Origin of the sequence: Fulvimarina thalattae (assembly GCF_040239565.1) — a bacterium.
In the GTDB taxonomy this organism is placed as follows: domain Bacteria; phylum Pseudomonadota; class Alphaproteobacteria; order Rhizobiales; family Rhizobiaceae; genus Fulvimarina.
In genome coordinates this window covers 15514-35775 of sequence record NZ_JBEHWS010000016.1, presented here as the reverse complement: position 1 = coordinate 35775, position 20262 = coordinate 15514, and the positions used below count along the sequence as shown (strand labels likewise).

General features: G+C 61.4%; 21 protein-coding genes and 1 pseudogene. 12 read left to right on the top strand and 10 right to left on the bottom strand.

Going from position 1 to position 20262, the window contains the following annotated elements:
• Nucleotides 1-27 precede the first annotated feature (27 nt).
• The 5 genes from ABRA89_RS17085 to ABRA89_RS17065 all read right to left on the bottom strand — a co-directional run bounded on the left by ABRA89_RS17085 (nt 28) and on the right by ABRA89_RS17065 (nt 3281).
• Nucleotides 28-291, bottom strand: coding sequence for a hypothetical protein (locus ABRA89_RS17085; RefSeq protein WP_349942705.1), 264 nt, complete (start codon nt 289-291; stop codon nt 28-30).
• 51 nt (nt 292-342) lie between these two features.
• Nucleotides 343-1026, bottom strand: coding sequence for a TIGR02117 family protein (locus ABRA89_RS17080; RefSeq protein WP_349942704.1), 684 nt, complete (start codon nt 1024-1026; stop codon nt 343-345).
• A gap of 84 nt (nt 1027-1110) precedes the next feature.
• Nucleotides 1111-1317, bottom strand: a complete 207-nt coding sequence (locus tag ABRA89_RS17075; protein WP_349942703.1) for a DUF1737 domain-containing protein — start codon at nt 1315-1317, stop codon at nt 1111-1113.
• Nucleotides 1314-2201, bottom strand: a complete 888-nt coding sequence (locus ABRA89_RS17070) for an HpcH/HpaI aldolase/citrate lyase family protein (RefSeq protein WP_349942702.1) — start codon at nt 2199-2201, stop codon at nt 1314-1316. Before ABRA89_RS17070 ends, ABRA89_RS17075 begins: the two co-directional genes overlap by 4 nt.
• 48 nt (nt 2202-2249) lie before the next feature.
• Complete coding sequence (locus ABRA89_RS17065; RefSeq protein ID WP_349942701.1) at nt 2250-3281, bottom strand: DUF3179 domain-containing protein; 1032 nt, start codon at nt 3279-3281, stop codon at nt 2250-2252.
• A 71-nt stretch (nt 3282-3352) separates the two neighbouring features.
• On the opposite strand from ABRA89_RS17065, the gene ABRA89_RS17060 reads away from it, so the two are divergent.
• The 9 genes and pseudogenes from ABRA89_RS17060 (at nt 3353) to ABRA89_RS17020 (ending at nt 11826) form a co-directional block, all read left to right on the top strand.
• Nucleotides 3353-3973: a hypothetical protein gene (locus ABRA89_RS17060; protein WP_349942700.1), complete on the top strand. Its 621-nt coding sequence runs from the start codon at nt 3353-3355 to the stop codon at nt 3971-3973.
• Nucleotides 3974-4085: 112 nt separating this feature from the next.
• On the top strand, nt 4086-4436 hold the full coding sequence (locus tag ABRA89_RS17055) for a ribbon-helix-helix domain-containing protein (protein ID WP_349942699.1): 351 nt from the start codon (nt 4086-4088) through the stop codon (nt 4434-4436).
• A gap of 211 nt (nt 4437-4647) precedes the next feature.
• A complete protein-coding gene (locus ABRA89_RS17050) occupies nt 4648-5043 on the top strand; it encodes a VOC family protein (RefSeq protein WP_349942698.1) in 396 nt (131 codons plus the stop codon).
• A gap of 76 nt (nt 5044-5119) precedes the next feature.
• The gene (locus ABRA89_RS17045; protein WP_349942697.1) at nt 5120-5656 is read left to right on the top strand and encodes a gluconate 2-dehydrogenase subunit 3 family protein; all 537 of its coding nucleotides are present in this window, start codon (nt 5120-5122) and stop codon (nt 5654-5656) included.
• 124 nt (nt 5657-5780) lie between these two features.
• On the top strand, nt 5781-7349 hold the full coding sequence (locus ABRA89_RS17040) for a GMC family oxidoreductase (protein WP_349942696.1): 1569 nt from the start codon (nt 5781-5783) through the stop codon (nt 7347-7349).
• Between the two features lie 365 nt (nt 7350-7714).
• On the top strand, nt 7715-8935 hold the full coding sequence (locus tag ABRA89_RS17035; protein WP_349942695.1) for a quaternary amine ABC transporter ATP-binding protein: 1221 nt from the start codon (nt 7715-7717) through the stop codon (nt 8933-8935).
• A gap of 84 nt (nt 8936-9019) precedes the next feature.
• On the top strand, nt 9020-9952 hold the full coding sequence (locus ABRA89_RS17030; protein ID WP_349942694.1) for an ABC transporter permease: 933 nt from the start codon (nt 9020-9022) through the stop codon (nt 9950-9952).
• 190 nt (nt 9953-10142) lie between these two features.
• Nucleotides 10143-11207, top strand: a complete 1065-nt coding sequence (gene proX, locus ABRA89_RS17025; protein ID WP_349942693.1) for a glycine betaine/L-proline ABC transporter substrate-binding protein ProX — start codon at nt 10143-10145, stop codon at nt 11205-11207.
• Nucleotides 11208-11299: 92 nt separating this feature from the next.
• Nucleotides 11300-11826: pseudogene (locus ABRA89_RS17020) on the top strand (DUF4269 domain-containing protein).
• A gap of 78 nt (nt 11827-11904) precedes the next feature.
• Here ABRA89_RS17020 and ABRA89_RS17015 read toward each other — a convergent pair.
• The 4 genes from ABRA89_RS17015 to ABRA89_RS17000 form a co-directional block, all read right to left on the bottom strand.
• The gene (locus tag ABRA89_RS17015; RefSeq protein ID WP_349942692.1) at nt 11905-12894 is read right to left on the bottom strand and encodes a murein L,D-transpeptidase family protein; all 990 of its coding nucleotides are present in this window, start codon (nt 12892-12894) and stop codon (nt 11905-11907) included.
• A 344-nt stretch (nt 12895-13238) separates the two neighbouring features.
• Complete coding sequence (locus tag ABRA89_RS17010; RefSeq protein WP_349942691.1) at nt 13239-14192, bottom strand: acetyl-CoA carboxylase carboxyltransferase subunit alpha; 954 nt, start codon at nt 14190-14192, stop codon at nt 13239-13241.
• A 90-nt stretch (nt 14193-14282) separates the two neighbouring features.
• Nucleotides 14283-15257 (bottom strand): site-specific tyrosine recombinase XerD, encoded by a 975-nt coding sequence (locus ABRA89_RS17005; RefSeq protein WP_349942690.1) that lies wholly within the window; start codon nt 15255-15257, stop codon nt 14283-14285.
• Nucleotides 15254-15487 carry a hypothetical protein gene (locus ABRA89_RS17000; RefSeq protein ID WP_349942689.1) on the bottom strand — a complete coding sequence of 78 codons (234 nt, stop codon included), beginning with the start codon at nt 15485-15487 and terminating at the stop codon, nt 15254-15256. Before ABRA89_RS17000 ends, ABRA89_RS17005 begins: the two co-directional genes overlap by 4 nt.
• A 228-nt stretch (nt 15488-15715) precedes the next feature.
• Here ABRA89_RS17000 and ABRA89_RS16995 point away from each other — a divergent pair, with 228 nt between their 5' ends.
• From ABRA89_RS16995 to ABRA89_RS16985, 3 genes are read left to right on the top strand one after another with little or no spacing between them, the layout of a single operon-like run.
• Nucleotides 15716-16297 carry a shikimate kinase gene (locus ABRA89_RS16995; RefSeq protein ID WP_349942688.1) on the top strand — a complete coding sequence of 194 codons (582 nt, stop codon included), beginning with the start codon at nt 15716-15718 and terminating at the stop codon, nt 16295-16297.
• Complete coding sequence (gene aroB / locus ABRA89_RS16990; protein WP_349942687.1) at nt 16294-17442, top strand: 3-dehydroquinate synthase; 1149 nt, start codon at nt 16294-16296, stop codon at nt 17440-17442. Before ABRA89_RS16995 ends, aroB begins: the two co-directional genes overlap by 4 nt.
• Nucleotides 17439-18923 (top strand): HlyC/CorC family transporter, encoded by a 1485-nt coding sequence (locus tag ABRA89_RS16985; protein ID WP_349942686.1) that lies wholly within the window; start codon nt 17439-17441, stop codon nt 18921-18923. The genes aroB and ABRA89_RS16985 overlap by 4 nt, the downstream gene beginning before the upstream one ends.
• Here the strand turns inward: ABRA89_RS16985 and pncB are convergent.
• Complete coding sequence (gene pncB, locus ABRA89_RS16980) at nt 18920-20224, bottom strand: nicotinate phosphoribosyltransferase (RefSeq protein WP_349942685.1); 1305 nt, start codon at nt 20222-20224, stop codon at nt 18920-18922. The genes ABRA89_RS16985 and pncB overlap by 4 nt on opposite strands.
• Between the last annotated feature and the right edge of the window lie 38 nt (nt 20225-20262).

Here is a 20262-nt window from a genome sequence, read left to right as displayed (position 1 = left end):
AAAGGACGCAACCGCGAAGGCGTTTCGTCAGTCTCGGCTGACGAACTTGTTGAACTGCGAATTATCGCCCGATGCATCGACGAGAAGGGCGAGTTTCTGCTCCTCGAAGATTTCGAAGAAGCGATCCCAGGAGACCGGCTCAAGCCCGTCGTTATCCTGACCATGATCGAAGCGCAGGAGGCCCGGCCCGCCTTCGCCTTCCGTTTCGGCGACGATCGCCGGCCGTCCTCGGCTTTCCGCCGCCCATGCCTGGATCGCGTTGTGATCGGTCAACTGCTTCGTGCTCGACATCGAGGCTCTCCCTGAATTGCATTTCTCCAAGGAGAAGACGCGCAGGAGCGCTCAGCCGTTCCCTTCATCGGCAGCGCGAGGCTCGTGCAGGTCGAGAGATGCATCGAGAAGAAAGGGCAGAGGCGTCCACCATCCAGTGGTAAGGCCTGCTCGGCGCAGCATGTCCCCGGTCCAAGTATTACAGCCGAACAGCACCTGAAATCGGCCCTTGGCGGGATAAAACCGATCGAAATCGCCATAGCCGGATACATCGAGCGCGGTGCGTCGGCCGCCTGGCTCGGTCCTGAAGCTTTCAAGAATGGCGTCGAGAAGCCTGCGATATTCCCGGTCGCTCAGAGCCACTGGCCGGACGAAGGACGCATCGGGATCGATCGTGCCAGTCAAGGCAACGCGAAGGACGGATTGGTCGCCGAAAATCGACAGGACCACCGGCAAGAGCTTGAGCTCGTTCCAGGTCGGCGTGTTCACGTAGAACTGTTCGCCCCCCCAGCCGATCAAGATCCACTCGGCATCGCGTCGCCCGATGGGAAGGCCAGCAGTTTCGACGAAGCCGAAGGCACTCCGGGTCGCGTCATCGAGAGGCAGGGCAATATCGGTGTGAATGGCGTTCGAAAGTATCAGGATGTTACGCGTCAGGCCCAACCGATCGGGTTCGACGGTTCTCCCGCGCGGAACCAGAACGCCCAGTGCGATCGCGATCGCGATAACGAGACAGAGTGCGGCAATGCCTTTCATAATCGTAAGAAGGACAGCCGCGCTGCGCCTCAATTGAAAAGCCGAGGATTGAAAATTCCCTGGGCGATAGCAACCATGGCCATCCTACTGCTCGCCGAGCTTCATCTCCGGATCGTAGTCCTTACCCTCGACCGTCTTCGTCACCGCCTGTCCGCAGCGCATCGTGCTGCTTGTCTGATCGAAGGCATAGGTCGGCGAGCCGTGTAGCTCCCAGCCCTTTGAAAGCGCGAGCGAGACCTTGTGGCAGAATGAAGAGTCGTCCGGACCGCTGAGAAACCGATAGAGCTTCATTTGCTTTCTGCTTTCATGTCCTGTCTCGCCGCAATCGCGTCGCGCAATTTCAGAATGCGGTCGGCTTCTGTCAGGTGAAGTCGGTCGATGGTGCGCCCATCCATAGCGGCGACGCCGGCCTCGATGTCGGGCGAGGATGAGAACGCATCGACCACTTTCGTGGCCCAATCGATCGCGGCCTGCGGCGGCGCAAACCGTTCGTTGGCTTCGCTAATCTGCTGCGGATGGATCGCAAGCTTGCCATCGAAGCCGAGCCGCTGGGCGCTTGCGCATTCACGCGAAAAACCTTCCGCATCCCGCACGTCGGCAAAATGACCGTCGATCACGCTGAGGCCATGGGTTTTGGCGGCGAGCGCGATGGTCGTCAGCCATGGCATGAGCTCGGTGCGGTCGCGATCGGGGCGCATACCGGATGCGATCTTGAGCGTTCCGATACCGGCGACCATGGCCGATAGACGGCCCGAACTCTCGTTCGCGATCGCCATGGCGTTGGCAACGCCCGTCGGCGTCTCGATCATCGCCCAAAGCTTGAAGCTTTCGGGTGCGTCGGTCTCGTGCAGCGCCGTGACGATCTGCCGGACGACACCCGGCTCTTCGGCGCGCGGCAACAGGATCGCGTCGACATCGGCGCCTCTGGCCGCGAGAAAATCCTCCGTACCCCAGGCGGTGTCGAGTCCGTTGATTCGTACGATCCGCTCACCGGGAAAGCGCGAAGCGGCAAGATGCTCGCGCAGACGCTCTCGCGCATCCGGCTTATCGGCAGGCAGGACGGTTTCGGAAAGATCGTAGACGATCCCGTCCGCAGCGACACGATCGGACGCTTCCAGAGCGCGGGCATTGCTCGCGGGAACGATAAGCAGCGATCGGCGGGGCGGAATGGGCATCGGCATAGTCGCTGTTTCGCGCGACTTCGGATGAATGGCAACCGTCGACTATCGAATTGGAAGATCGGGGTAGAAGGCGTAGGCGACGAAGGCGAAGGTGACCTCGTGCAGAGCCGGTCGTCCGGCTGCCCCCGTTACCCGTACATTGCCGACATCGCGGCCTTGAGCGATGCGTTCGGCGTCGAGTGCAGAGGCTTGTCCGGCGCTCCAGCTGACCGTGTACCCGTTCCTCTCTATCGCACCTGCTTCCCGCAGTGCATTCATCGTCACTACAGTCACAGGCTTTCCGGCTTCGTCACGAACCAGGACGACCCGCTCCATCGGCCCGATATCCTCGGGCATTTGACCGTCGTACAGAAATGGCTGCGCGGCGCTGTCGTATCGGACATAGGGGTTACGCCCGTAGTCACCCAAAACCGTCTTTGGCGGTTGAAGCACGTGGCCCTCGGGATGGCGCTTCCTGAAGTCGCTCCACGCGACCATTCCTGTGGGGATCATATCGAGCGAGCGGCCTGCAAGTTCGCCAACCAGACCCTGTCCCGTGAATTGCTGCCACCAGGTCTCGGTCTGCCGGTCATACATGACCAGATCGGAATGCCTCAGCTTCCCGGTGGCCCCGAATTCCAGCACCCTTCCGTCAAGCCGCCGGTCGAAGACGATCGCCGCATTGCACAGAGGACAGTAGGTTACGGCGACCGGCACACCGCCCACATCGTCGTTGACGATCTCATGGAACATCAGGATGCGGACCGGGTAGGCTCGCGTCTCGGCGCCGATCGTCACCGGAATGACGGGCTCACGGTCGTCGAGTACGCTTTCATTGGCGACTGAGGCGAAGCGGGGATCGTCGATAGCGGGGATACCATCCTTCGGCGGGCCGCCATCACGAATTTCGGTCAGATCTATCTCGGAGCGGAAGAAATCGGTCTTCCAGCCCTCGCGCTGATATTGCTCGGCACGCGCCGGCGAGCCTGTCTGCGCAAGCCCGGCGGGCGCAAACAACACCGAGGCTAATAAGCACGACAGAAAACAAAGAGCAGCACGGAACACGGCAATCTCCTTATCGTTCGTCACCTCCATTCATTTTTTCGTTCTGGGTCATCCGCGCGTTACCTTGAGATAAAAGAACTGCCTGAACGGGAAGCAGCGCCATGTCGATCGCATCTTGGATCGGTTCGCACAGCAATATTTTGAGCGTCATCATCAGCGCTGCGATGCTGTGCGTCTGGGTGTTTTATCTTCAGCTGCTGTTCAACAGCTATCTCCGGCAGCGCCGCTCCTCGATCCTGATTTCCCGCGGTGCCGGCAAGGGCCTTCACGCGCGGTGCCTGGTCACGAATATGAGTCAGGAGCCGATCTATGTGACGAGCCTGATCGCCGAGCTCGAAACCGACGAGGGCAAACGCGAGGTTCAGCTCACAGACATGCGGGAACTGCCCGAAGACCTCGGCATGGATCCGCGCTCGGCGATGCGGCAGGGGAGCCTCGAAAGCGGTCAGTATCTCGATATCGGCCACTTCGATGCCCTCATCGAACAACTCGCGAACGATGCCCCGAAAATCAGGGACAAGACCGCAATCAAGGCCCTCGAGATGACCGTTGTCGCGCTTTACGGTCCAGAGGACCTGCCGGTTGGCGCGAAACGGAAATTCACCATCGACTGGCACGCCGACGAAAAAACCCGCATCACGCCGAATTCTGTGATCACCTACCAAATTCACAAGAAGAGAGAACGCCGCCGCCTGAGGCGGGAGCTGGAACGGTTCCTCTAAGCCGTAACAATGCGCCAGGATCGTTTTGGTGGCGAATTACTCACGCATGAAGCTTGCCAGTTCACATTCAAACGGTTCTAATAATGCGCGGTTTGGGAAGAGGCTTGATATCATGTGCCAGATGTTTGCAGGGATCGCGCCGGAGGAAATCGAAGGCGAAACGCGTTCGGTCCGGCTGAGCGGACATTCCACCTCGATCAGGCTCGAAGCCGCTTTCTGGCGAACTCTCGAACATCTTGCCGAAAGTCAGGGCATGTCCCTGGCGAAGTTCCTGACGAAGCTTCACGACGAAGTTCTGGACCTGCGCGGCGAAGTCAAGAATTTCGCCTCCCATCTGCGCTGCGCATGCCTCGTCCATCTGGAGCATCAGAGGCAGTCGGCCGCGACATCATGGGATCGCGAAGCCGGCGAGTCGAAGATGCGGACGCTGCACCGCGGCAGACCTCTGCCGCTCGCAAGCTGAGCTGACGTCCGACGGCTGCGACAAGTCGAATCGCCACGTAACACCATCCTACTACCTTCGCGGTCCGGCAATCGCCTAATCTGTTCGCACTGACTGCGCGGGGCGGATCAAGGCGCGTGTCGGGCGGCTTTTCGCCGCCAAGCACTGGGAGGAGCGCCTAATTCCCGTCGTCGCTGTCAGCAGCGAGAAGACTAAAGACGAGGAAGCAGCCTTGGCGAAAATGATCCATACGATGATCCGCGTTCTCGACGAGGAGCGGTCCCTCGAATTCTATGAGAAGGCCTTCGGGCTGAAGGTCGCGGACCGCTTTCCGTTCGACGGGTTCACCCTCGTCTACCTGTCCAACGACGAAGCGACACACGAGCTCGAACTGACGATCAACAGTGATCAGAGCGAGCCCTACGATCTCGGTAACGGCTACGGCCACATCGCCTTCTCGGTCGAAGACGTGAAGGCGGAACGCGAGCGCATGGTTGCCGCCGGACTCTCGCCGAAGGACGTCAAGGAAATCGCTCACAACGGGGCACTGCTCGGCCGGTTCTTCTTCATCGAGGATCCGGACGGCTACAAGATCGAGGTTCTGGAGCGCTCGGGACGCTTCCAATAACTTCGAGGGTTCGGTGCCTGCCGGCCTCGGGAGGACCGGCAGGCGCTTCTTTCCATCGCCATCGGGAGGAAACGATATGGCGCTTTCAGAAGACAGGATCGTGCAGAGCCGCCGCGGCTTTCTGAAGTCCGGAGCGGGCCTTCTGGCCATGACGATCATGCCCACTGGTCTCATCGTCGGCGAAGCATGGGCACAGATGCCCCAGTCGACGGACCCGGAGACCTTCAAGACCCTCGTCCAGATGTCGCGCGACTGCTATCCACACGCACAGATCGAGGACAAGTTCTACGCGAACGCCGTCAACATTCTCGACGAAGCGGCCAGATCCTCCGAGGAGGAACTCGCGTTTCTCGAAGACAATTGTGCCAAGCTCGACAAGGCCGCAATCGAGGCCCACGGCGTCCGTTATTCCGAGATCGCCCCGGACGACGAACGCACGGCGCTTCTGAAGCTCATCGAGGCCGATCCCTTCTTCCAGAAGGTACGCGGGAACCTCGTCGTCGGCCTCTACAACCAGAAAGAGCTCTGGCCCGTCTTCGGATACGAAGGCGAATCGGCCGACAAGGGCGGCTATCTGGACCGCGGTTTCAACGACATCGACTGGATTTCCTGAGGCGCTGAAGCGCCCTCCTCCGGCCATTGCCGGAGTGTGCTCGATGAAATGTCACGCATGAAGAAGCAGTCCGAAAAACGTCTCGAGGAGGAGACGCGGACGTGAGGCTTCGGGAGGAGAAATCATGCCAGCACCTTTTGACCACAACAATTCCAATGTCGTCGTCATCGTCGGCTCGGGTGCCGGCGGCGGCACGCTTGGCTCCGAGCTTGCCCAGAAGGGTATCGACGTCGTCATCCTCGAAGCCGGCTCCCGCCACGAGACCTGGGACTTCATCAACGACGAATGGGATTCCTTCGCCCAGCTCGCCTGGAAAGACAAGCGGATGACCTCCGGCGACTGGCGAGTCGCCAAGGATTTCCCGAACCTGCCGGCCTGGATCGTCAAGTCGGTCGGCGGCTCGACAGTGCACTGGGCCGGCGCCTCACTTCGCTTCCAGGAGCATGAGTTCAAGACGCGCACCCATTACGGCGAAGTGGACGGCGCCAACCTCCTCGACTGGCCCATCGATCTTGCGGAGATGGAGCCCTGGTACGAGAAGGCCGAAAACCGGATGGGCGTGACCCGCACGAACGGCATTCCGGGCCTGCCGGGCAACAACAACTTCAAGGTGCTGGAAGCCGGGGCGAAGAAGATCGGCTACAAGGAAGTTCACACCGGCAATATGGCGATCAACTCGGAGCCGCGTGACGATCGCGCCTCCTGCATGCAGATCGGTTTCTGTTTCCAGGGCTGCAAATCGGGCGCCAAATGGTCGACCCTCGTTGCGGAAATCCCGAAGGGTGAGGCGACGGGCCGGCTCGAAGTGCGCCCGGACAGCCACGTCATGCGGATCGAACACGATGCATCGGGTAAGGTGACCGGCGTCGTCTATGCCGACAAAGATGGCCGCGAGCAGCGCCAAAAGGCCCGTGTCGTCTGCGTTGCCGGCAATTCGATCGAGAGTCCGCGCCTGCTTCTCAATTCGAATTCCTCGATGTTCCCGGACGGGCTCGCCAATTCCTCCGGTCAGGTCGGCCGGAACTACATGCGCCACACGACGGGTTCAGTCTACGGCGTCTTCGACAAGCCGGTTCATATGTATCGCGGTACGACCATGGCCGGCATCGTGCGCGACGAGGCCAAGCACGACACCTCGCGCGGCTTCGTTGGCGGCTACGAGCTGGAGACGCTCTCGCTGGGCCTCCCCTTCATGGCGGCCTTCCTGATGCCGGGCGACTGGGGCCGCGACTTCGCCGCTGACATGGAGCAGTACCGAAACATGGCCGGCATGTGGATCGTCGGCGAGGATATGCCGCGCGAGGACAACCGCATCACCTTGGCAGACGAGACCGACGAATACGGCATGCCGATCCCGGACGTTCATTTCGACGATCACCCGAACGACAAGGCGATGCGCGACCATGCCTACAAGCAGGGCTCGGCGATCTACGACGCGGTGGGCGCAATGCGGACGATCCACACGCCGCCCTACCCTTCGACGCATAATCTCGGCACGAATCGCATGAGCGAGCGGCCGGAAGACGGCGTGGTGAACCGCTTCGGACAAGCGCACGACGTGCCAAACCTCTTCGTCTCGGACGGCTCGCAGTTCACCACAGGCGCAGCCGAGAACCCGACGCTGACGATCGTTTCTCTCGCGCTGCGACAAGCCGATCACATCGCCGGACGCATGGGCAAGGGAGAACTCTAGGCCGGCTCTCCGGCCCACGACGACCAACAGAGACCCTCGCGCTGCATTCGCGGGGGTCTTTTCTGGTGCCCAAAAAGGTTTGCGGAATCAGACGTGTAAGATTTCGTACCGGGCCGAAAACGTCGAAGTAACGAGCGACAGCAGCAGCGCAAAAACTTCTGCTCGCCGATGCTTCGTCTGGTCGCAAAATTGCCGGTTAACCAAGAAAACATCAGCTAGCTTGGTTACGAAAAATTATATCTACACAAAATTGATTTTTCCCGTGCAGCGGTCAAAAAGTGTAGAAATTCGATTTTGCAGTGCCGAATGGAGGGTGCTACGCTTGCGCGAAAGTCCAATCACTCTTTCCTCACGGCGGCGTGCCCATGGCGACTAAGCTCAGTATCAAATCTCTCTACAAGATCTTCGGTGAGCGCGGCGAGGAGGCGATGCGCCTCGTCGAAAGCGGCAAGACGAAGGAGGAGATACTCGCGAAGACCGGCGCGACCGTCGGCGTCAACGACGTCAACGTGGATATCGAGGAAGGCGAGATCTTCGTCGTCATGGGGCTGTCCGGCTCCGGCAAATCGACGCTGATCCGCATGCTCAACGGGCTGATCTCACCGACATCCGGCACGATCACCATCGATGGCGACGACATCGCCCATTGCAGCGACGAAGAAATCCGCGAAATCCGTCGCCAGAAGATCTCGATGGTCTTTCAGCACTTCGCCCTCTTTCCCCACAAAACCATTCTTGAGAACGCGGCGTTCGGCCTGAAGATCAAGGGCATGGGCGTTTCGGAACGAAACGAGCGGGCTCGCAAATCACTGGCACAGGTCGGGCTCGAACAATATGCCGACAGCTATCCCGATCAGCTTTCGGGCGGCATGCAGCAGCGTGTCGGCCTTGCGCGAGGCCTCGCAGCTGAACCCCAGGTTCTGCTGATGGACGAGCCCTTCGGCGCGCTCGATCCGCTGATTCGCCGCGACATGCAGGACGAGCTGCTCGAACTCCAGCGCTCGCTCGGCAAGACCATCGTCTTCATCACACACGATCTCAACGAGGCGCTGATTCTCGGTGACAAGATCGCCATCATGAAGGGCGGCCGCTTCGTTCAAGTCGGCACGGCCGAGGAAATCGTAGGCAGCCCGGCGGACGATTATGTCGAGGCTTTCACCAAAGACATCGACCGCTCGCGCGTCTTCCCGGCAAAGCGCGTCGCCAAGCAGGCCGAACCGCTTCAGAAGGCCGATCTTGGTGCCCAGACCGCGCTTTCGACCATGGATCGCCTCGGCCGCGATGCGATCTACGTCGTCGAAGACGGCAAGCCTGTCGGCGTGCTGCGCTACCGCGACGCCCAGGCCGCCCTGCAGAATTCCGGCGGCGACTGCTCCTCGGCACTGATTACCAAGTTCCCGAAAGCGGAAGCCGAAAAGCCGATCTTCGAGCTTTATCCGCTCGCCCGCAAAGGTCTTCCCATCGCGGTCGTCGATGAGGCCGACAAGCTGATCGGGGTCGTCGAGCCGGAGACGATCTTCGCAGAACTCGCAGGCGACGACGAAACCGTCGAGGAAGAGGCGACGCTCAAGACGGCCGCCGAATAGCGCGCAACGAAGATCGCATGACAATTGGTGCTGAAAGGGTCGCAGAGCGGCTCGGCGCCCGAACCCGACACTGGTGAGACACGTATGTTTAGTCCCGAAGACCTCATCGAGATTCCCTTCGCCGACTGGGTCGACGATTTCGTTCGCGGCTTCCTGGTCCCGACCTTTCGGCCGGTGTTCCGCGCCATGCAACAGCCCGTCGACCTGCTCATGCAGAATCTCGACGCTTTCCTGAACGCCGTTCCGTGGGTCGTCTTTACCGCCGTTCTCTGCGCCATCGCTTGGCGGACCGCGGGACGGGGCACTGCGATCTTCACGCTGATCGCGCTGGCCTTCATCGACATGATCGGCCTGTGGTCGGAAACGATGACGACGCTTTCGATGATCATCACGGCCGTCGTGTTCTGTATCGTGCTCGGCGTTCCGCTCGGCATCGCGGCGGCGCGAAGCGACAAGTTCCTGTCGATCCTGCGCCCGATCCTCGACATCATGCAGACGATCCCGAGCTTCGTCTATCTCGTGCCGATCGTCATGCTCTTCGGTGTGGGCACGGTGCCCGGCGTCATCGCGACGATCATCTTCGCCCTTCCGCCGATCATCCGCCTCACGAACCTCGGCATCCGCAACGTGCGCGGCGACCTCATCGAGGCAGCCAAGGCCTTCGGATCTACCCCGCGCCAGATTCTGTGGGAGGTTCAGCTCCCGCTGGCCCTTCGCACGATCATGGCCGGTCTCAACCAGACGCTGATGCTGGCCCTCTCGATGGTCGTCATCGCGGCGCTCATCGGTGCCGGCGGTCTAGGCCTCACGGTGAACACCGGCCTCGGACGCCTCGCCGTCGGAACAGCGACCGCCGGCGGTGTCGGGATCGTGTTGCTGGCGATCATTCTTGATCGCATTACCCAGGGGCTCGGCGAAGCGAAGAAGCGCTCGAGTAAATCCTCGGTCAAGGACACGGTCAGCCGCTTGGTAAAGCCGCTCTTCGGTGGAAGCCGCTCGGCAGAGCCGGCGGAATAAAGGCGACCATTCGACGCCGCTTGGACTAAGCGGCGTCGTTCCCGCTGCGAGCCGTAGCTTCCTGAAAAAGCAGCGCGGTTTGACAGCGATGTGCCCGAGTTGCGAGACTCATGCACAAGAACTGTGTGGCAATTGAAAGCGATTGCCGCATTTGGAAACCAAGAACCAACCACAGGGAGATTGAATACGAATGATCCATAAATCCACGAAGGCTCTTCTCGTCGGCGCAACGGCACTGTCCATGGCCTTTGTCGGCAACCTGCCGGCAGCTGCCCAGGACGGAGCCTCGATGCCCGGCGAAGGCGTCACCGTCACGATGGCCCGCCCGACCTGGGATACCGGCTGGTTCTCGACCGAAGTCTACCGCCAGCTTCTTCAGGAACTCGGCTATGAAGTCGGCCAGCCGACGACGCTCGACGCCCCTGCCTTCTATCAGGCCGTCAGCCAGGGTGACGTGACCGGCTGGGTCGAAGGTTGGTTCCCGCTGCACAACACCTATGAGAGCACCTTCAGCAATGGCGCCGAAGAGATCGGCTATGTCGCAAAGGGCGGCGCGCTGCAGGGCTATCTCGTCGACAAGAAGACGGCTGACGAGCTCGGCATCACCGAGATCACCGATTTCAAGAAGGACGAGGTCAAGAAAGCCTTCGACCGCAACGGCGACGGCAAGGCCGATCTGGTCGCCTGCCCTCCGGGCTGGGGCTGTGAAGAGACCATCACCTTCCAGCTGGAAGCCTTCGAGCTGAATGACCACGTCAACGCCATCCAGGCGAACTATTCGGCCGCCATGGCCGACGCGATCGCGGCCTACCAGCAGGGCAATCCGATCTTCTTCTACACCTGGACGCCGAACTGGACCGTCAACGAGCTCTCCCCGGGCGAGGACGTCGTCTGGATTCAGACACCGGAAGTCAAGCTCCCGGAAGAGCAGATGAACCTCGCCGACGCGGCGACGGTCGAAGGCGTCGAGGGCTGCGTTGCCGATCCGTGTGAAATGGGCTGGCCAGCCAACGACATTCGTCCGGTCGTCAACTCGGAGTTCCTCGAAGCCAACCCGGCAGCGAAGGTGATCTTCGAAGAAGCGTCGATCCCGCTCAAGGACATCTTTGCGCAGAATGCCGAGATGAACAGCGGCGCCGATAGCGAGGAAGACATCGTTCAGCAGGCTTCGACCTGGATCGAGAACAACCAGGAGACCGTCGATCAGTGGCTGTCCGACGCCCGCGCTGCGGCTGAAGGCGGTTCTTCGAACTGATCCTGGATCACGGGCCGCGGGCAGCGGCCTGAACAGAGAAGCGGGCGGGTCCGATCGGGCCCGCCTTTTTCTTTGACCTCAGCTTGAGAAGGATGCGTCCGATGAAACGGGCCTCTTTCGAGGAGGCAATCGAGCGGACCCGGATCATGGGGATTCTCGCGCCGTTTTCTCCGCGGATCGCGGGCACTCTCCACCTCGGGATCGCGTTTAAATCGAGCGATATCGACGTTCTCGGTGAGGTCCGAGACGGGGCGTGTTTCGCGCAGTTGGTTCACGCCCATTTCGCGGATCAAACGGATTTTCGTCTGGTCCAACTTCTGCGATCCGGCACTGCTCCTTCACGACCTATGGATGGCCGTTCGAAGTCTACGGCGAGGCTCTCGCCGTCGACGAGCAGGACGGTTGGCGTTATTTTGCGAGCGAGAAGCGGCTGCTCGCTCTCTGCGGCCCGTCATTGCCCGATGTCGTTCTCCGGCAGCGCGAGGCGGAACTCAAGACGGAGCCAGCCTTTGCCGCGGCGCTCGACCTTGCGGGCGATCCCTATGATGCGTTGCTGATGCTGGAGGGCTGTTCGGACGAGGAACTGGCACATCGGTTTCGCCAGAAGGGCGTTTTATAGCCCGCCCCCTGTCGCCGGACGTCCTCAGCGCGGTCGTCTCTGCGGGTAAATCCCGACAGAGACGTTATTACCGGGCGCTTAACGGTTCAAAAAGCCGGAAATACCACCGCCACCGCCGACGCGGTTGCCCTTGCGGTCGTAGCCCGGACGACGGTGCTGCTCCGCCGCATACGCTTCCGCCGAAATCTTCTGTCCGGTCTTGTAGCTGTAGGAAGTGTAGGTCGCGAACTCGCTCTCGCTCATCCGGGACTTGAGCTCCTCGACCTTCACCTGATCCTGCATATGCTTCGAAATTACGAGCTCCGGCATGGTCGTCTGCGGGCACGGGCCGGTGGGAGACAGTTTGGAGACCGTCTCTGCCGACTGATCGAAGATATAGTTGCGCTCGCAAACGCCGACATGCGGCGGCTTGCGGGTCTGCTCGAAATAGTCCGAACCCTTCTTCAGCATAGTCCAGAAAGCATAATGTTCCGAATTGCTGTGACGCGCCATGTTCTGCGGCGTCATGCGGAAGGGATAGGCCTGGATCTGGAAGTTGCGCTGGCCGCCCTCGAAGGAATGGCGCGCAAGACCGTAGATTTCCTGAACCTGCTCGTCGTCCATGGCGTAGCAGCCGGACGAGTTGCACGAGCCATGGATCATCAGATGGCTGCCGGTACGGCCGTTCGCGCGGTCATAGGTGTTGGGGTAACCCATGTTGATCGCGAGATGGTAGCTGGAATTCGGGTTAAGCTGGGTCGGATTGACGTTGTAGAAGCCTTCCGGCGCCTGCCGGTCGCCTTCCTTGAACTTCGGGCCGAGCTTTCCTGACCACGCGCAGATCGGATAGGTCTTGAGATGGGCGTAAGTGCCATCGGTGCGCTGCTTCCAGACTTCGAGTTCCGATTCTTCCTTGAAGAGACGGACCAGCATTGGCGAATTCACGCCCATGCTGTTTGCCCGGATCTGCGCGACGAGAGCCGCCGGCAACGGCGCCTCGGCCGGGAGCAGATCGGCATATTTGCAGCTTGTTGCGGTGAACATCGCGGTAGCCAGAACGGCTCCGGTCAAGAGGCGGCGAACGATCATGTTTCCGTGGCTTCCCCTGCAAGAGGAGCGCGGGACGACCATCCCCATAGCCGAGACCCCGCGCTCTGTCTTAGTCACGACCCAGGACGTAAGTGCCCAGCGGATCGCATCACGCGGGAAGCTTGAACCAAGCATTTACCCCCACGCGTTTCCCCTCATCCTCTCAAAAGCAAATTAAGGTGTTGTTAAACTGCCCCATTCGCTTCGGCCTGCTCACTCGCCGCGTATACCGCGACGGGGGCGAGCCCGGCCGAGTGTCAGATGGTCGCATAACAGCGGCGAGATTTAGGCAGAAATCACCCAGCGGAACGCAAGTGCGAACTGTGCCCTACCCGCAACCACCCTCAAAGATTACGCCCGATGGAGAGAAATTTCTCGCGCCGCTGAGTCTTCAAGGTCGCACCATCGAGACCGGACAGCTCGGAAAGTCCTGATCTTATTTGGTTTGCGGCCGTCTCCATCGCAGCTTCCGGATCGCGATGCGCACCGCCGAGCGGCTCCTCGACGATGGAGTCGATGACCCCCAGTTCCTTCAAATCCTGCGCGGTAATTTTCATTGCCTGGGCAACATCGCGGGCTCGCGTCGCATCACGCCAGAGAATCGATGCACCCGCTTCGGGCGAAATGACCGAATAGATCGCATGCTCCAGCATGTAGACCCGATTCGCCGTCGCGATCGCGATCGCGCCGCCGGACCCGCCCTCTCCCAGGACGACGGAAACAAGCGGAACCGTCAGATTGAGGCAGGTCTCGATCGAGCGGGCGATGGCTTCGGCCTGGCCACGCTCCTCAGCGCCGATGCCGGGATAGGCGCCGGCCGTATCGACCAGTGTGAGGACGGGGATATCAAATCGCGCGGCAAGCTCCATCACGCGGACGGCCTTGCGGTAGCCCTCGGGCCGCGCCATGCCGAAATTGTGCTTCAGCCGCGTCTGGGTGTCGTTGCCCTTTTCCTGACCGATCACCGCGACGGACTGCCCGTCGAAGCGACCGAAGCCGGCGATCATCGCGTAATCTTCGGCATAGTAGCGATCGCCGGCGAGCGGCGTGAAGTCGGTGATCAGACGCTTGATGTAGTCGTTGCAGTGCGGCCGGTCGGGATGGCGCGCGACCTGCGTTTTTTGCCAGGGCGTGAGCTTCTGGTAAAGGCTGGCGAGGGCGTCGCGCGAGCGCGTCTCAAGCCGATCGATCTCTTCGTGCACATCGACCGCGCCGTCCTCGGCCTCGATCTTTCTGAGCTCCAGGATCTGGCCCTCCAGGTCGGCGACCGGCCGTTCGAAATCCAGATAGTTGTACATACGCTTCCGTTTCTCGCCCGAGGACTCCTGACGCCTCGCCGGCTGCTTCGGTAACGTCAACGGGAATGTGAAGTTCGAGTTGCGCGTCTGTTACCAGTCCCCGCGCCCCACCGAAAGGGGATGATGCTCGGTAACCAGCTTGTGCAGCCGCTCCTCCAGAACATGGGTATAGATCTGCGTGGTCGAAATATCCGCATGGCCGAGAAGTTCCTGAACGGCACGCAGATCGGCGCCGTTCTGAAGAAGATGGCTCGCAAAGGCATGGCGGAGAACATGGGGCGAAATCTTCGCGACCGGAATTCCGGCGCGGGCGGTGAGCCCCTTCAGCTCGCGGGCGAAGACCTGCCTGCTGAGATGGCCGCTTTCGGAGTCCGCTGGGAAGAGCCAAGGGCCTTCGTCCTGCGATTTCGTATCCTTCAGGGCGAGCCCGTAGGCGTCTAGCGCTTCACGCGCCTCCGCACCGATCGGCACCAATCGCTCCTTGTTGCCCTTGCCGAGAACGGTGATCGTCCGGGCCCGGTTGGCGAGCATGCTCTTCGGCAGCGAAACGAGCTCGGAAACGCGCAGGCCAGTGGCGTAAAGAAGCTCGACGAGAACCCGAAGGCGGGCCGCTCTCAAGCGGGCTCCCGCGGTGAGTTCGCCGTTACGCGTTTCAGCCGCGGCGAGTTCCAGCAGGCGGTCGACCTCGTCCTCGCTCATCACCTTCGGCAAAGGCCGCTTCTTGCGCGCGCCCTCGATCGGCCCGGTCGGGTCGTCGTTGCGACGCCCTTCGGTGTAGAGGAAGCGATAGAGCTGGCGCAGAGCCGATAGCCGCCGCGAGCGCGTCGCTTCCGACAGTCCTTGCGCCGAAAGATCGGTCAGATAGGCGCGGATCGCATCGCTCTCAGCCCGCATGAACCCGCCGTGGGGCTTGAGGAAGCGGCGAGCGGCATCGAGATCGCGCGCATAGGCCTGAAGCGTGTTGTCGGCGGCCCCGCGCTCGACTGCCATCATCTCGAGAAAAGCTTCGATGATCGCGCCGTCACCGGGTCCTGTCGAAGAGGGCGCTGCGGCCGGGCTGCTCATTGCGCCGTCTCGGCGGGAGCAGTCCCCTCTCCAGCGCCGTCAACTGCGGCGGCATCATCCGTTTGCGGAGGAGCCGGCTCAGGTTCGACGGGTTTGAGAGGCGGAAGCGGAACTTCGATCGTCAACTCGCTCCGCGTCGGTTCGACGAAGTAGACGAGCGCGGCCATGATGCCGTAGATGATGCCGGCAATGATCGCGAGGATCGTGAGGAGGCGGAAGAGGGTCGGCATCGCGGCGTTAGGAAGATTTCGTGCTGCGGCCTATCGAGCAAAAAGGCGTCTTCGCGAAAAGGGCGGCGTTTCTTAGAAAGGCTTTTATCTTGGCGGGCCGATATTGCAAAGCAAAACTCGGCCCGATCCCCAATATCGGCTCGGGGTTCTGCGAATCACTGGCAACCCGCATCGGCCCGATCGATCGGCTAAGTACAATTTGAGGCGCGAGAGGAAAGACCGGCTTCAATGACATCAAACACGGCAACGCTCGATTATTCGGACGTCCGGGACAAGCTCCAGGACCGATCGATCGCGCTCGTCGGTTTGATGGGAGCCGGAAAGACGACCGTCGGACGCCGGCTTGCGTCGCTTATCGGTATTCCGTTCTCGGACAGCGATCAGGAAATCGAGGAAGTGTCCCGGATGTCTATCCCGGAACTCTTCGAATCCTACGGCGAACCGGAGTTCCGGGCGCTGGAAGCCCGCGTCGTCTCAAGGCTGGTTCTGGAAGGCCCTCGCGTGCTCGGCACCGGCGGCGGCGCCTATATCAACGCGGAAACCCGTGCCCATCTCAAGGAGCATGCGGTTACGCTCTGGCTGAAGGCCGATCTGGATACGCTGATGATGCGCGTGATGAAGCGCTCCAATCGCCCACTCCTGAAGACTGGCAATCCCCGCGCGACCATGAAGAAACTGATGGAAGAGCGCTATCCGATCTATGGCGGCGCGGACATCGTCATCCAGTCGCGGGAGGTCAAACGCGACATCATCGCAGCCGAAGCGGCCGAAGCGCTTCGTGACTATCTCGGCAAGGGAGACAAATTGTGAGTGCGGAGTCAAAAGAGCGCGAGACCACGGCCCTGCGGCAGAGGACGATTACCGTGCCTCTGGGCGATCGCTCCTACGACATCGTCATCGGGCCGGGACTGATCGACGAGGCTGGCCGGCGGATCAAGGCCGTACTGCCGGGAGCGCGCGTGGCGATTGTCACTGATGAAAACGTCGCCAAGGTCCATCTCGACCGGCTGAAGATCGCTCTGGAAGCCGAAGGAGTCGAACACCGCGCGATCATCCTTCCGGCTGGCGAGAAGACGAAATCCTATGGCGGCCTCGAGCGGGTGGTCGAGGAGGTCATCAAAGGTCGTTTCGAGCGCGGCGACGCCGTTCTCGCCTTCGGCGGCGGTGTCATCGGAGATCTCGCAGGCTTCGCAAGCGCGGTCGTGCGGCGCGGTATGGCGATGGTCCAGATGCCGACGAGCCTGCTAGCCCAGGTGGACTCCTCTGTGGGCGGCAAGACCGGCATCAACTCGCCACAGGGCAAGAACCTCGTCGGTGCCTTCCACCAGCCGAGCCTGGTTCTTGCGGACACGGCCCTTCTCGACACGCTGGTGCCGCGCGAGTTCGCCGCCGGCTATGCAGAGATCGTCAAATACGGGTTGATCGATCGGCCAGACTTCTTCGACTGGCTGGATCGAAATCACCGGGAAATCTTCGCCGGTGCAGGCGCGCTGATCGATGCGATCGCGGCTTCCTGCGAAGCGAAGGCGGAGGTCGTCGCCCGCGACGAAACCGAGGAGGCCTCGAGGGCGCTTCTCAATCTCGGTCACACCTTCGGCCATGCGCTCGAGAAGGTTTGTGAATACGACGCAGCGCGGCTGGTTCATGGCGAGGGCGTCGCGATCGGCGTCTGCCTTGCCCATCGCTTCTGCGCCTTTCTCGGCCTCGCCCCTGAAGAAGATGCCCGGCGAGTCGCGGCGCATCTTTCGAGCGTCGGACTGCCGACGACGATTCAGGATATCCCCGGCGCCCCGCCGGCGGTCGAAGACCTGATGGACGCCATCGCCCAGGACAAAAAGGTCTTGCGCGGCACCCTGACCTTCATCCTGACGCGAGGGATCGGCAAGGCCTATATCGAGAACGATGTCGATCCAGATACGGTGCGCCGCTTTTTGGCACAGGAGCTCGCGCAATGACCGTGACCCTCTGGGTTCTGCTTTTCTTCGTGATCATCCTGATCTGCTGTTCGGCCTTTTTCTCGGGGTCAGAGACCGCGCTCACCGCGGTCTCGCGGGCGCGGCTGATGAGCTATGAGAAGAACGGCGACGCGCGCGCGACGATCGTCCAGAAGCTCGTGGAGAAGAACGACCGGCTGATCGGCGCCCTTCTCATCGGCAACAACCTCGTCAACATTCTCGCCTCATCGCTGGCGACGACCGCATTTCTCGGCATCTTCGGCCAGTCGGGCGTCGTCTACGCGACCATCGCGATGACGATCCTCGTCGTCATTTTCGCCGAGGTCCTGCCGAAATCGGCAGCCATCGCTTCTCCGGACGGATTCGCGCTGAAGGTCGCGCGGGCCGTATCGATCGTCGTCGCGACGCTGGGCCCCCTCACCCGCGTCGTCAACTGGATCGTTCGCAAACTGCTCATCATGCTGGGTGCGGGCCGTGATTCATCGGCCTCGCTGCTGACCGCCCACGAGGAGCTTCGCGGCGCCGTCGAGGTGCTCCACCGTGAGGGCTCGCTGGTCAACGCCGACCGCAACCGGCTGGGAGGCCTGCTCGACCTGCACGAACTCGAAGTCTCCGACGTGATGGTCCATCGGACGGGCATGCGTCAGGTGAACGCCGAAGACCCGCCGGCGGAGATCGTCAAGCAGATCCTCGAAAGTCCCTATACCCGCATGCCGGTCTGGCGCGGGCACTACGACAACATCGTCGGCATCGTTCACGCCAAGGACCTTTTGCGCGCGCTGCATGAGGTCGAGAACGATCCCTCGCGGATCGATATTCTGAAGGTCTGCGCGAGCCCATGGTTCGTGCCTGAGACGACGACGCTTCAGGACCAGCTGAACGCCTTCCTGCGCCGCAAGACGCATTTCGCCATCGTTGTCGACGAATATGGCGAAGTGGAAGGGCTGATCACGCTGGAGGACATTCTGGAAGAGATCGTCGGCAACATCGCCGACGAACACGATCTCGAAATGCAGGGCGTCACGACGGAGGCCGACGGCTCCGTCGTGGTCGACGGTCAGGTGCCGATCCGCGACCTCAACCGGGCGCTCGACTGGAACCTGCCAGACGAGGAAGCCGTGACGATCGCCGGCCTCGTCATCCACGAGACGGGGACGATCCCCGAGGAACGACAGGCCTTCACCTTCTTCCAGAAGCGCTTCACGGTGCTGAAGCGTGACAAGAACCGCATCGCCAAGCTGCGCATCCGCCCGGCCCAGGTCCTCGTCCCGCCAAAGAAGGGCGCGCTTGCCGCTCTTGCGGTCGGGGCGGCGCAATCGCCCGATGACAATGAGCTGGAAGACGCGGATATGCTCGATCCGGATGCTTTCGAGGACAGCGAGGACGGAACCGGTACGAACGCACCGGAAGAAGCCCGGCACGAAGCAGATGTAGAACGAGACCGACGATCGGATGTGCCCCGCGAACGCGGGACCGACTAGACGGCGACTTTGCGCTCGCCGTAGTCCGGCTCACCGAATATTCGAAGATAGCGCTCGACTTCGGCCGGATCGCCGGTCGCCTTAGCCGCATTGTCCGAGAGCTTGACGGCCGGTCGGCCATTGGCGCTCACCACCTTGCAGACGAGCGAAATCGCTTCGAGACCATCGGCGGGTTCCGGTGCGACGCCGCGGAAGTCGTTGGTGAGATTGGTACCCCAGCCGAAGCTCATGCGGACGCGGCCGTGGAAGTGCCGGTAGACTTCCTCGATCGTGTCGGAATCGAGCCCATCGGAGAAGACGAGCAGCCGCTCCTTCGGATCGACGCCTTTCGCTTTCCACCAGTCGATGATGTCTTCCCCGCCCTCGATCGGTGGGGCGGAGTCCGGGCGAAAGCCGGTCCAGTTCGCCAGCCAGTCCGGCGCATCCTTGAGGAAGCTTCCAGTCCCGAACGTGTCGGGCAGCACGATGAGCAGATTGCCGCCATAGTAGCTCTGCCAGTCTTCCAGCACCTTGTAGGGCGAGGCCCTGAGTTCGGCCTCCGTCTCGGCTAGCGCGGCAAGAACCATCGGCAATTCGTGGGCATTGGTGCCGATCGCTTCGAGATCGGTCTCCATGGCGAGCAGCACATTGGAGGAGCCGATGAACCGATTGCCCAAGCCCTCCTTCAGCGCTTCCACACACCAACGCTGCCAGAGGAAGGAGTGCCGGCGCCGCGTACCGAAATCGGAAATTTTCAGGTCGGGCAAAGCCTGCAGCCGCTCGACCTTCTCCCACATCTTGGTCTTCGCACGCGCATAGGCGATGTCGAGTTCGAAGCGCTCGAAGTCGTGCAGTGCGGCTCTTGAACGAAGTTCGTTGACAATCGCGAGCGCCGGAATCTCCCACATCATCGTGTGTGTCCAAGGCCCATCGAAGGTCAGCTCGAACTGGCCGTCGACGGTCTTCAACTCGTAGGGCGGCAGCTGGAAATCGGCGAGCCATTCCAGATAGTCAGGCCGGAAGATCTGGCTCGTCCCGTAGAAGGTGTTACCGGCCAGCCAGATCATCTCGCGCTTGGTGAATTTCAGCGAGCGCGCATAGTCGAGCTGAGCGCGCAATTCGGCCTCGTCGATCTCGGCGGCGAGCTTCACCGACTGCGTGCGATTGATGAGTTTGAAGGTCGCCTGGATATCCGGATAGAGCCCGAACACCATCTGCTGCATCAGCAGCTTGTAGAAATCGGTATCGAGAAGCGAGCGAACGATCGGATCGAGCTTGAAGGTGTGGTTCCACACCCGCGTCGCGATATCGGTGGCAACCATGGTTGAGCGGTCCCGCTGTCATTTCCAGGCCGGCGCCG

Coding starts and splice junctions, on each gene's coding strand:
- ABRA89_RS17085 (WP_349942705.1), bottom strand. CDS start 291: ATGTCGAGCACGAAGCAGTTGACCGATCACAACGCGATCCAGGCATGG.
- ABRA89_RS17080 (WP_349942704.1), bottom strand. CDS start 1,026: ATGAAAGGCATTGCCGCACTCTGTCTCGTTATCGCGATCGCGATCGCA.
- ABRA89_RS17075 (WP_349942703.1), bottom strand. CDS start 1,317: ATGAAGCTCTATCGGTTTCTCAGCGGTCCGGACGACTCTTCATTCTGC.
- ABRA89_RS17070 (WP_349942702.1), bottom strand. CDS start 2,201: ATGCCCATTCCGCCCCGCCGATCGCTGCTTATCGTTCCCGCGAGCAAT.
- ABRA89_RS17065 (WP_349942701.1), bottom strand. CDS start 3,281: ATGGAGGTGACGAACGATAAGGAGATTGCCGTGTTCCGTGCTGCTCTT.
- ABRA89_RS17060 (WP_349942700.1), top strand. CDS start 3,353: ATGTCGATCGCATCTTGGATCGGTTCGCACAGCAATATTTTGAGCGTC.
- ABRA89_RS17055 (WP_349942699.1), top strand. CDS start 4,086: ATGTGCCAGATGTTTGCAGGGATCGCGCCGGAGGAAATCGAAGGCGAA.
- ABRA89_RS17045 (WP_349942697.1), top strand. CDS start 5,120: ATGGCGCTTTCAGAAGACAGGATCGTGCAGAGCCGCCGCGGCTTTCTG.
- ABRA89_RS17040 (WP_349942696.1), top strand. CDS start 5,781: ATGCCAGCACCTTTTGACCACAACAATTCCAATGTCGTCGTCATCGTC.
- ABRA89_RS17035 (WP_349942695.1), top strand. CDS start 7,715: ATGGCGACTAAGCTCAGTATCAAATCTCTCTACAAGATCTTCGGTGAG.
- ABRA89_RS17030 (WP_349942694.1), top strand. CDS start 9,020: ATGTTTAGTCCCGAAGACCTCATCGAGATTCCCTTCGCCGACTGGGTC.
- proX (WP_349942693.1), top strand. CDS start 10,143: ATGATCCATAAATCCACGAAGGCTCTTCTCGTCGGCGCAACGGCACTG.
- ABRA89_RS17015 (WP_349942692.1), bottom strand. CDS start 12,894: ATGATCGTTCGCCGCCTCTTGACCGGAGCCGTTCTGGCTACCGCGATG.
- ABRA89_RS17010 (WP_349942691.1), bottom strand. CDS start 14,192: ATGTACAACTATCTGGATTTCGAACGGCCGGTCGCCGACCTGGAGGGC.
- ABRA89_RS17005 (WP_349942690.1), bottom strand. CDS start 15,257: ATGAGCAGCCCGGCCGCAGCGCCCTCTTCGACAGGACCCGGTGACGGC.
- ABRA89_RS17000 (WP_349942689.1), bottom strand. CDS start 15,487: ATGCCGACCCTCTTCCGCCTCCTCACGATCCTCGCGATCATTGCCGGC.
- ABRA89_RS16995 (WP_349942688.1), top strand. CDS start 15,716: ATGACATCAAACACGGCAACGCTCGATTATTCGGACGTCCGGGACAAG.
- ABRA89_RS16985 (WP_349942686.1), top strand. CDS start 17,439: ATGACCGTGACCCTCTGGGTTCTGCTTTTCTTCGTGATCATCCTGATC.
- pncB (WP_349942685.1), bottom strand. CDS start 20,224: ATGGTTGCCACCGATATCGCGACGCGGGTGTGGAACCACACCTTCAAG.